The organism is Dyadobacter sp. BHUBP1, assembly GCF_050587785.1.
GTDB lineage: Bacteria > Bacteroidota > Bacteroidia > Cytophagales > Spirosomataceae > Dyadobacter.
On record NZ_JBOBIH010000011.1, the window covers coordinates 151,630 to 162,153 of the forward strand.

A 10,524-nucleotide genomic window follows, 5' to 3' on the forward strand; every position below is an offset into this window, starting at 1 on the left:
CTCAAAGAAAGGTATCGTAAAAAAACATAGAAAATGATTAATTTAGGAGAGTTAGTCTTCTAAAAATCCTTGGGCGGCACGACTAACTATGTTTGTTGCTCGGTAATAGACTTTTTCTTCCAAGGGGCGCTATCAATGAGGAATGCGTTAAATAGCTGACGTTTGACTGGCAGGTCAGATGAAATCGAACTCGAACTGTTTTGGTGCAACCAATGATCTGCACGCAAAGTAGGTTAACGATGATATTTTGTGTCACGACTTTTGGTTTGATGCATCCGCTTTGGAAATTGAGGGTGCTTCCGTAACTATTTGAATTATCAGGTTGGTATTGAGTGCAATTATTTTATACGAAACGAATCGGTTATGTGCACATGTAAAAAAGAATCGAAAACGGCAGTTGGTACTCCTGGAAATTTTGACTATGTCTATCTTTGTACAAAAGATAACGGGAGCAGCATAAAGATTAAAGTAACTGCTGGGAATGATAATGAGGCAAAAAAGCTCGCTGAGGTTGAGTGTGAAGAATCTGGTTTTATCAATTTTTCAGAAGCACTTAATAAGGTAAATATAACGCAGAGAGGTATGTTTTTTTCTGGATATAAGATTGCCGATAACAACATGCCGGGTCGTGTGATTTTGATATCGGATGAGGGTGTGTTTTACTCATTTAATGAAGATGATATAAGAGAAGAATTGAGACTTTCTGGTGGAAGAACGGAGCTAGAAATTAAATGTGGAAGCTCAGCGTATATCACTAAGCCGTTTCTAGTTGAAAACAGAGATAGAGAAAAATCGCGGCGAATTGAAGATGTTTCTCCAATTCATCGGAGCGAATTGGGGCACTCTCTCCGGTCGGCAACGGACGAAGACATCAAAGTAGTTCTAGATTCGCTACCTGTTGCAGGTTCTCTTGCGTCTGTAGCGACGCATTTCAGTAATTGCTGCACTTTGACTGATGTGGAAGAAAATAATTGTGCCCATTTTTTATCCGATGCGTTTATTAAAGCGGGTTACAGTGAACTTAAAAAAAGTGCAAGAAATCGAAATATCACGGAGTGGTGTGATTGGGACTCCGTAGCCAAGAGTGGAGATGCTCGACCAGTTCGTGCCCTAGATATGAAAAATTGGTTTAATTCAATGGCGTCGAGGACAGAGACTGTTATACAAAGCAACAATGGTTTTTGGGCTGTGTATCAGGAAAATCAACTAAATGGGCAAGGTCATGTTCTACTTTATGATAGCAATGAGAAAATAGTTTATGGAACGAAAGATATGCAAGGGGTGCCATATTTTTTTCGTTCATGGAGACAGTTTTTTTATCAATGGTGAATTGAAATCTATCTTACAACTATATTTGAGATAGCGATGAACGTTGGTCAAGATTCTTCCCTTCGAATATTCAAGCGGCACAGGAGATTTTTGATGTTTTTCTATAGAAATCTGCCGACGTATTGGTAGGTGTATTCAGGAATCGTATTTCTTCATGGCCTCAAAGTATGCTAATACCTCGGTATAGTGTGTGGCATGACCCGATTCCAGTTTTAGAACACAATTTTTATGGTGAAATCGACGCTTAATTTGGGGTACTGATTTAAACAAATAGTCCAGGTCTTTGCGTAATTTATTCAGGCCGTACCTGTTACCTAATGTAGGCTTCCCCGGATCCGTGAAAGCCTACAATTGCACGTCAGTATGAGATTCATGCTTACCAAATGTGATACATTTTTTTTTATTTAAAATGAAAATTACAGGATTATATACATTTAAATATGAAAACGGCCGGTATTCTCGCATTTTATTAGGTGTATCTTCAAATTCGACGAAGGCGGAAGTAAACTTAACAAGGGATTGTTAGGTGTTCGGGCGATTGATTTAGGAGTTTTGATCTTTCTGACGTTTTATCAGATGCTTAGGCGACTGAAATGGCACTGAATAATTAGTCTCCAGTAGGTGTGTAAATGAAATAATTCATAGTCAGTCAATTGCTTTGTTGGCTCTTCTTTTGGAAAGTCTCTACGGGAATTACTTCACTCAGGACTTAGCAAGTTATTCTTCATAGCTTTTATTACCATACCAACCCTACTTTTAACATCCATTTTTTGAAACACAGACTCTCGGTAACCATCGACTGTACGTGGGCTGACGCACATTTTGTCTGCAATCTCATTATAAGTGAGGTCGCTGCATGCCATTCGAATAAAAGTTAACTCCCTTTCATTAAGTCCAAATCCCTTAACAGGATCTGCTCCTTTTGTTGGGTTAAGATTTTTGATAAGATGGCTGGTAATGTATTCACTATAATAGAATCCTTTTGAAGTGATTGAATCCAACGCCGCCTTGAATTCACGAGGTTTACATCCCTTCAAAAGATAACCACTTGCACCATTTCTTAGCATTTTTACAATTGCCTCTTCCTTGTCGTTCATCGACAATGCTAGCACACGTACAGTCGGATAGTTGTCTCTTAGCCACTTGGCTACCTCGTAACCATCCATTTCCGGCATGTGGACATCCAATAGGACAATTTGTGGCACCATGCCGAGATCGAATCGTCTGATGAGTTCCAGTCCGCTCGCAACTTCATAAATTACCTCATACTGGTCAAATTTCTGAACAAGACTGGACAGGGCCTTTGCCATCAGTTCGTGATCGTCAACGATGACAATTTGTGTTTTCATGATAGTGAGCCATTAGTTATTGCTGGTCGGGGTAGGACGATCTGAATCTTGGTGCCGTTCCCCAAACCGGATTCAAGTGTAAAGTTGCCTCCGAGCATTTCAGTCCTTCTGCGCATATTTCGAAGCCCCGATCCTGAATGCTGCAAATCTCCTTGCGTCATGAACTGGTGGTCAAATCCCCGGCCGTCGTCCGAAATGCACAGTAGCCATGTTTCGACCTCATATTCGAGGACGACTGCAATATTTTTAGCTTTTGAGTGTTTCATGATGTTGTTGAGGATTTCTTGGCAAATTCGAAAAAGCACAATTTCTTTTTCGAAACCTAGCGAATAACGTTCACCGCGTACGGTTACGGCAATCTGATAGGTACCAGTTTTTTGAATTCTTGCCAATTCGTTATCTAAGCTATTTTGTAATCCAAAATCTCGTACAAAATCGCCGTCGAAGCTCTTTGTGAGAGCACGTACTTCATTAATTGAGAGTTCTATCGCTTCATTAATTTGTATAATACGTTGATTGTTTTCATCGTTCTGTTCTGTTTCTTCCAGCAAATTGATATTGATTTTTGCCACAAAAAGTAGCTGGCCGATATTGTCGTGAAGCTCTTCGGCTATCTGTTGAAGCGTAGAATTTTGTATTTCAACCTGAGCCTGAATTATTTCTTTGGCGTATTGCGTGTGGAGCGCAGCTTTTTCTTGCTGACTAACCAATTGCTTTCGCTGTAAAATGAGAAACATGGTCAACAGAAAGGTGAGAAGAAGGAATATCACAACGGTTCCCGCAGCAACAATGATTACGACTTCTGATACTTGGCCTGACATATGAATCCGTAAGTGATCATCCCATATAGAATGCAGTTAAGAAGATGATTAATAACGTAAAGTTCCTGTGCAAGTTTGGTATTATTTTTATAAATATAATTGATACAACCCATCAGAAAAAACGTACCGGCGTAAAAGAACAGTATCCCGGTGCAGATCCAAAAATCCGGGTTACGCGCGGGATTTCTGATTTCTGCCTCCTGAATGAGCTGATAAAAATAGATGATACTCCACACGGATAATAAGATAGCTGATGTTAGAAAAGAATACGTCCCGAAAAGCCGGTTGTCGCTTTCTACCAAAATGTTGATGATATTAGTAATAACAATGATCGGGATCGAAGCCAATATGACGGTTCTTACTTTGGCGAAGCTGATGATGTGGAAGAAATAGGCTGCCATTAACAGATATTCAACAGGTTGGTAGAGGCGGTAGGCGAGCCCAGCAGGCCTGCGAAGAACGTTGAGATAATATGTGCCAATTCCTTCCACGATCAAAGTGACGAGTACCAGCCAAAAAAGGAGTTGTAGTTTTTGTGGTAGGGCCTTTTTTAAAAAGATCCCTACCACAAAACAATTCAACAAAAAAACCAAATATACATAAAGAGTCATAAAGTGTGATTATCCAATTGGGCAACAGGCAGCACCGTGGTCATAGGCGTCGTAAATTCTAAAATCAATTTTTTGTGTTGCATCGTCGGTTTGTGAAAGTATTTTTGTGTCGGAAAACACAATACTCAATGTATACTTACCGTCTATCTTGTCATCCAAGATAAAATAGGCATAGATCTGTGGGGAATTATGGCACATTTTGTCTACGGCCTCTTTCATTTCCCGAGTGACTTCATGCGCCCGCCCTTCGCGGTCATACTCAAATTCGCGAACGAAGTGAGCGCAGATACCTCGGCGAACAAGATAGTTGATATGGTACTTGTTAAAATCATCAACACGAATGTAAGCGCCGTTCACATCAGAAAATAGTCCGATTCGCGTGTCATCTTGGTTTGTTTGGACGCTTTTTACTTTGATGCAAAGGGCGAGACTTAATGTCTTGTGATCAGGGTTTCCGATGTAATGTGCAACAAGGTAGTGGCCAGTCGAAGCCGTCTGAACTAACTCGTTGAAAAAGCTCGAGTCGATGATGATGGGTTCGAAGTCGTAAGAATAATTAGGTCCATTCGCTTCATGAAGTTTTTTGTGACGGTCAATGAAATTTTGCCTGAGCTTGATCACTTCTTCCATGGGAATGTGAGTCCAGGTGCCGGACTCCTGAGGTGCATCTTTCTTTTTAACAATGAACGGCATATAGAATAGAGTTTAAGTGGTTAATTATTGGCCTTTTAGAAATGCAGCTTTACTATCAGAGAGGAGGGTTACTTATGTAATCCTTTGCTTACAAGGAAGGTGCCTGTGCTGATACCCATTAGGATAAAGGCATTGTCGTCAAAATCGGGGTAACGCATGCAGGGAAAGAAGATTGTGAGATAGATCACTACATACAAAATAGTGAAAATGAATTGCTGTAATCTCCCGATCGATATTTGTCCGTCGTCACCGGTAAGAATGTCAATCCAGAACGACTTGGATTGAGAGAGCATTTTAAGGCCTGTTGCAGGTACCGGTGCGCCTATGTGAACTGCATTGATGATTTCACCCGTAAGCCCAGTGCCGAATGATATTCCCAGCAGAATCATAGCCGTTTTATTGATGGTTGGGATGTGTTCGTGCAGAAAGCCCCAATTGAGTGCGAAGCATGGACAGATCACTAGCGTCCACAACCAAGCCTGAACTTTATGAAAACTGAACGGCGTGCTCGGGCCATTGGATCTAAGGACATCTTTTGTAATACCGATGTAGAAAATCAGCGCAAAACTCAGGATGGCCAGGATGAGGGAGAGGATTTCGACGAAGGTCATGAGAGATGTTGGTAAAAGTTAAAAATGTTTGTAGAACAGTTAGGTATATATTTAGGCTGGCATTAGAAATTTTTTACGATATCAACTTTGAACTGGGGAATGAATTTGTCTTTCGTGTTGATAAAGTCCTTCATATCTTTGGTCGTAATAATAAAGTCTAGATTCAGACGTAGGAACAGTTTTTGGTTTTCTGCAAGGGATAAATAGGTTGAAAGCCCCGCGTCGATAAACCAATGGACGTCTTTGGCCATCTTATAGTTTTCCTTAATTTTTTCGAATTGGGACCCGACAAACATACCATTGATATTCGAACGGATTGAAAGAATGTTGTTAGGGAAAATAATCAATTCCCCACCTGTTTTCCAATGCAGTACCCCAGGATCTATCGAGGTGGAGTCGTTGGGTTTCAGTCTTTTGGAAAGATACGAGAACGAAAGTGCAAATCCGCCTGATTTTGCGTCGGAATTTTTATTTTTGAGTTTTTTTTGTTGTTGGCTTTGGGACGAAATTCCGTAGCCTATGTTGATCATAAGCCCATAAGAACTGGCATATTCTGAGAAAAAGTTGTAGGACGTATTGGTAGCGAGATTATCCGCGGTTCCACCCATAAATAACTTGATTTGGCCGAATGCATTTCCAACCTTATCAGGGTTGCCAAAAGCCCGGTTCCCCAGTACCGTAACCGTGGGTGTCAGCGCGCCTCTTTCGTTTAGCATCTTGTTAAACCCGCCGATAACGGTGTAATTTTCGGCCGATCCACTAGCTTCTGTGGGCTTGTTTTTATCAGCCACCTCATTAATTTTATCACGCCACATATTGACCTCTCCATTGAGCCTGTTCATCTCCGTTGTAAGCTCGTTAATCTCCTTGCCCGACATAGCAATGCTTTTGCTTATCGAATCCTGTCGTGGAAGGATGGTTTCTCCATAAATTTTGACATAATTACTCATATCCATCATCTTGAAGATAAGCGCCTCAGAGGCTTTGATTTCTTGGCTCAGACTTTCTGTGGTTTTTGTATTGGCCGCCGCCGACTTGATTCTTTGTTTTAGGGTGCTAGCTCTGCCCTGAAACCAGTGTATTAGTTTGTATAGCTCCCGAGTCTCTTTATTTGGAGTCAGTGTACCAAACAGACTATCCATTTTGAACAGACTTTGTTCGCGAATGGCAACGGAATCGGACAGATTTTTTACTAGCTGCTGGTTTTCCGCAATGCGTAGCCTGGCGTTTTCGTAAAATCGGCTGTAATCGCTTTTGATTAATTTCAGATTGGAGAATTTCAATTCAAGAATTTCTTTCGTCATGGCATTGTTGTCCTGTTCAACCTTAGCGAGTTTTTCGCCTATCTCGTTTCGTATTGCAATATTTTCACTGTTGACTTTTTGTAAGGCACTCAAACTGGACCTTAATTTCTCTCTGTCTTTGTTGATCGATTGGTTAAGTAACCTAAGTTCACTGATCTTCTCACCATTTTCTGCATCCACGGCTCTAATAGAGCCGAGGTCGGTTCTGAAACGATCGATTTTTTCATTGAGCGCCTTGATTTCGTTGTTGACGCTCCCAAAATTTCCTTCAGCGGCTACTTTGTTTCCAAGTCGTAAAGTATCGACCGGTTTCCTCACCGGAATTTCAGTGGCGATCAACAAACCCTGATTTGTCCGGATTGCAGTGGTATCGGCCACTGACTCAATGCGTTCTGTGAAAGGAAGGTTGGCAGGCGTACCGCCAGCATGTTTGTAGGTATTTGCTTGCTGAATAACCTGTGCGCAGGCGCACGGTACTATTATCAGCATGCCAATAAGTAGAATGAATTTCATTGTTTTTGGGAGTTTGAGGGGTGGGACTGTCTACCTGATTACTGAAAAATCCATTGTTTATTGAGATTGAAGTGAGTGATTTTTCGCGCTATTCCGGCGTTTACGAAGGATTTCAGCTTGCCTTCGAGTGAATCGCCAACATTTATTCCAACGATTACTCCAACCAGTGCACCTCCGGACCCTCCCGTTACAGCGCCCGCTAGAGATCCGATGAAGCCGAGCCAATCGGCCAGATCGCAGCCGTCCTTTTTCCAGTAAATCGGACCATCCATGTTCAGGTTCCCAAAATTAAAATCGATGGTTTTGCCCTTTATGCTTAGGTTCATCGTGGAGTTAATGGTATAGGTTTGAGGAGCCAGATAGAAATGCATTACGCCAATCGGATTTGGGCAATCGTAAAATATCGCTTCCTGCCAATTGTGAAATTCGTCAGGGCCTTCACTTCCGTTTGCAGATTCGGGGTCGTCCGGGTTCTCGTGTTCGCCCAGACCTTCTTTGACGACCAACTGAAATTTGGGCGCGAGTATCAGTTCGTCCATGGTTATCTCTTGACCGTTAAAGGAGACAGGGACCACGTTGCTTTTCGCGGCATCCAATAGACTCACGCGCAGTTTTAGAGGGAATGCAATAGCACTATCGTCTATGCGGAAGTAAGGTGTTACAACATCGAGCCGGACTAGCTATGTAAGATTCATCCTCATTTTAGCTTTAAGTTCGGGTTCACGGCCTCTGACGCTTAGGATCGTGCCTTCGTTGAACTCAACCAGCCAATTGAATTTTGCATCTTCTGCCATAATGTCCCCTGTACCTCTCAAATACATGTCGCTCACTTTGATTGTACCGAGGCTTAGCATTCTCGCCTTGAATTTGGCGGCTCCCTCGTGCAGGCTGAGTACTTTGCTGGGTGCGGTACGGATGGCAGAGAAGTTGAGGTTAAAACGGAAGAGACCTGATACATAGTTATTTTTTACATCCAGTTTCAGAGGACTGTTGGGCTCGGCTCCGTCAACTACACTTCCTTCTTTAATGTCTATTTCCATTCCTTGCGGAATGGTAAACCGCGTTTCATCGTTGAGTACTATATTCAAATCCTTAAACTCCCCGTTAAGTCCGGAAAATGTCAGGGCATCGAATCGCAATGATTCGGACTTAATAGTGCCTGAGGAAATTCCCATGACGTTGTTTTTTGATATTGGCAGGAGACCGCCATCCAGTGAAACCTGGAAAAGGGAAATATTCAAATGGGCATCCGGCGTTTTGTTCTGAGAGTCCCATGTGCCAAAGAGATTGGCTTCCAGCATTCCGCTGGAGAGAGACAGGTAGCCCTTATCTTCAAACAGGGAAAGACTGCCGGATCGGGTAGAAACCTTAATAGAAGCCCCCCCGCCGATTTTGAAACTGGTTTTACTCTCGTTCGAAGACAGATAGACGAAGTCGAAAAGGTTCATCTGGCCGTTGTTAAGAACAATCTCGTTTTTATACTTACCGGTGTTCCCGAGGCCGATCTTGGTTCCCGAGCCGACTTGAACTTGCATGGCGCCGCTTTCTCCATTTACTTCCTTGCCGTTTTCATCTGATCGTATTTTTAATCGTGAGAAATTAAGCTTAGAACCTGCACCAATATTGATAAGCATATCGGCGGTTTGCAAAAACCCGCTCCGGAGATTGAGATCGAACTGACTTACTTCGCAGTCGACAGATTTCTTTTGCACGTCATATTCAAGGTAGCGGATCTCGAAGTTGCCTGTATTCAGAGAAATCGTGTTATCGTATGAGCCGGATGACGTTTTGGATGAAAAATGCAGGACGCTGTTGGGAATGAATGAAACTGCAAGCCCGGGTTCGGCGTCGTTCGGCTTCCTGATCATAATGGAGGTTAGCATGGGCTTCCTATTCGCCACGGGCAACACGTTGCCATTCCAGTCGCTTTGTTTTGCGTCCGTCATATTTTTAAAAAGCGTAATGGAAAACAGATCCTCAGATTTGTCCCTTAATCTTAGCGCGTCCTGGACACTGGCGATCTGGTTGGGATCAATGGAGGCGCGATTGTCGTACTCGACTTTCCAATCTTTAAATTTTCCGTACTCGTCGTACTTTATTTCGTCGATCCGCAGGGAAAGCCCTCCCGTTGCCGATTTTGTCCAAATGTGAATCCCGGGAGAGAATTTGATGAGGCTGCCATCTTGAAGTTGCCCGCCAGCGTAACGGAACTTGATACTTGCCCGTTGATTTTGAGAAAACTGGACGATTACTTTTTTAGTACCCAATGTTTTCGTCCAACTTCCTTCGGAAAAGTTCAGATCGACGTTACCGCTTGCCGAAGAAATGGACCTCGCAATATCTGCATATAATCTGGCGGGGTCATTGCCAGCTATTGCCTTGGAAAGGTGTGCTAATAAGAGCAGTAAGATTAACCAAGTTTTCATAACCGTTCGATTTTTCTTTGGAGAATTTGTTCCCAAAAATCCTACAGAAATTAATTGCCTAAAAGGTGTAAAATCCCAGAACATGTATGTGGTTTTCACGGTAAATAGATGTGTTATTCTACGGTGCAGTTGAAGCCGTTGGAGCGAGTTTGATGCGTTAAAATGATGACTTGGAAAGCAACTAGAATGAATTTTCTGTTGGTTCTCGTTGAGCGAGGGGCTCGAATGAGGCTTCAAGGGATGGCTTTTAACTTCCCCAAGCCCTTATGCGCCAAGCGGCTTTAAGCGACGGCCTCATTTCTCGGAGAGTTACTAGCTGCCGCTTCATGATCTTGGAAGAACTTTTTATATGTCCAGTTTTTTACATAAGAAATTGGACATCGTGGGAAACTTACTATGGTAGAACCCCGGCACAACTCGAACGCTAGGGATGTCAAGTTTTTTGATCAAAAAACTTGACATCCCTAGCAGCAATTGATACATTAGTGACATGAGCAATCTATCTGAGAGCATACAGTGGCAAATACAAGGCATACCTGAGGACACCAGCTTCGGGTATGGGCAACTGACTATACCTGAGCAACAATTTCGATCAGCAGCAAAAGTCCTAGAACGGTTGCAAAAGAGGGGGGTGATCAGAAAACTTTCGAAGGGGATTTTCTACAAGCCTAAAAAGACGGTTTTCGGCGAAAAGTGGCCCGACGAAGAGCAAGTTTTGAAGCCATATTTGTTTCGTGCCGGAGAAAGGATTGGATATATCACAGGCACTTATCTTTACAACCGATTGGGGTTGACCAACCAGATTCCAGCCATCATCCAGATAGCTAGCCGCGAAAAGAGAGTTTTTGTTAATCGAGGTACTATACG

At 42.6% G+C, this 10,524-nt stretch carries 10 protein-coding genes; 2 read left to right on the forward strand and 8 right to left on the reverse strand.

What is annotated here, in order from left to right:
* Nucleotides 1–363: 363 nt before the first annotated feature.
* On the forward strand, nt 364–1,329 hold the full coding sequence (locus tag ACQ4MZ_RS28785; protein ID WP_430851125.1) for a hypothetical protein: 966 nt from the start codon (nt 364–366) through the stop codon (nt 1,327–1,329).
* A 698-nt stretch (nt 1,330–2,027) separates the two neighbouring features.
* On the opposite strand, the gene ACQ4MZ_RS28790 is transcribed toward ACQ4MZ_RS28785, so the two are convergent.
* The 8 genes from ACQ4MZ_RS28790 to ACQ4MZ_RS28825 all read right to left on the reverse strand — a co-directional run bounded on the left by ACQ4MZ_RS28790 (nt 2,028) and on the right by ACQ4MZ_RS28825 (nt 9,657).
* Entirely contained in the window at nt 2,028–2,678 is a 651-nt protein-coding gene (locus ACQ4MZ_RS28790) for a response regulator transcription factor (RefSeq protein WP_430851127.1), read from the reverse strand.
* On the reverse strand, nt 2,675–3,499 hold the full coding sequence (locus tag ACQ4MZ_RS28795) for a sensor histidine kinase (protein ID WP_430851129.1): 825 nt from the start codon (nt 3,497–3,499) through the stop codon (nt 2,675–2,677). The genes ACQ4MZ_RS28790 and ACQ4MZ_RS28795 overlap by 4 nt, the downstream gene beginning before the upstream one ends.
* Entirely contained in the window at nt 3,472–4,083 is a 612-nt protein-coding gene (locus tag ACQ4MZ_RS28800) for a hypothetical protein (RefSeq protein WP_430851131.1), read from the reverse strand. The genes ACQ4MZ_RS28795 and ACQ4MZ_RS28800 overlap by 28 nt, the downstream gene beginning before the upstream one ends.
* Before the next feature lie 36 nt (nt 4,084–4,119).
* The gene (locus ACQ4MZ_RS28805; protein ID WP_430851133.1) at nt 4,120–4,803 is read right to left on the reverse strand and encodes a hypothetical protein; all 684 of its coding nucleotides are present in this window, start codon (nt 4,801–4,803) and stop codon (nt 4,120–4,122) included.
* A 68-nt stretch (nt 4,804–4,871) separates the two neighbouring features.
* Nucleotides 4,872–5,414, reverse strand: coding sequence for a hypothetical protein (locus ACQ4MZ_RS28810; protein ID WP_430851135.1), 543 nt, complete (start codon nt 5,412–5,414; stop codon nt 4,872–4,874).
* 62 nt (nt 5,415–5,476) lie between these two features.
* On the reverse strand, nt 5,477–7,231 hold the full coding sequence (locus ACQ4MZ_RS28815; RefSeq protein WP_430851137.1) for a hypothetical protein: 1,755 nt from the start codon (nt 7,229–7,231) through the stop codon (nt 5,477–5,479).
* Between the two features lie 38 nt (nt 7,232–7,269).
* Nucleotides 7,270–7,770, reverse strand: coding sequence for a hypothetical protein (locus tag ACQ4MZ_RS28820; RefSeq protein ID WP_430851139.1), 501 nt, complete (start codon nt 7,768–7,770; stop codon nt 7,270–7,272).
* 141 nt (nt 7,771–7,911) lie between these two features.
* Nucleotides 7,912–9,657, reverse strand: coding sequence for a hypothetical protein (locus tag ACQ4MZ_RS28825; protein ID WP_430851141.1), 1,746 nt, complete (start codon nt 9,655–9,657; stop codon nt 7,912–7,914).
* A 490-nt stretch (nt 9,658–10,147) separates the two neighbouring features.
* Here ACQ4MZ_RS28825 and ACQ4MZ_RS28830 point away from each other — a divergent pair.
* On the forward strand, nt 10,148–10,524 hold a 377-nt coding region (locus tag ACQ4MZ_RS28830; protein ID WP_430851143.1), incomplete at its 3' end, for a DUF6088 family protein.

Bases quoted from the DNA above. Each gene is read 5' to 3' on its own strand.
- ACQ4MZ_RS28805 (WP_430851133.1), bottom strand. From the start codon at position 4,803: ATGCCGTTCATTGTTAAAAAGAAAGATGCACCTCAGGAGTCCGGCACC.
- ACQ4MZ_RS28810 (WP_430851135.1), bottom strand. From the start codon at position 5,414: ATGACCTTCGTCGAAATCCTCTCCCTCATCCTGGCCATCCTGAGTTTT.
- ACQ4MZ_RS28815 (WP_430851137.1), bottom strand. From the start codon at position 7,231: ATGAAATTCATTCTACTTATTGGCATGCTGATAATAGTACCGTGCGCC.
- ACQ4MZ_RS28795 (WP_430851129.1), bottom strand. From the start codon at position 3,499: ATGTCAGGCCAAGTATCAGAAGTCGTAATCATTGTTGCTGCGGGAACC.
- ACQ4MZ_RS28790 (WP_430851127.1), bottom strand. From the start codon at position 2,678: ATGAAAACACAAATTGTCATCGTTGACGATCACGAACTGATGGCAAAG.
- ACQ4MZ_RS28825 (WP_430851141.1), bottom strand. From the start codon at position 9,657: ATGAAAACTTGGTTAATCTTACTGCTCTTATTAGCACACCTTTCCAAG.
- ACQ4MZ_RS28785 (WP_430851125.1), top strand. From the start codon at position 364: ATGTGCACATGTAAAAAAGAATCGAAAACGGCAGTTGGTACTCCTGGA.
- ACQ4MZ_RS28820 (WP_430851139.1), bottom strand. From the start codon at position 7,770: ATGGACGAACTGATACTCGCGCCCAAATTTCAGTTGGTCGTCAAAGAA.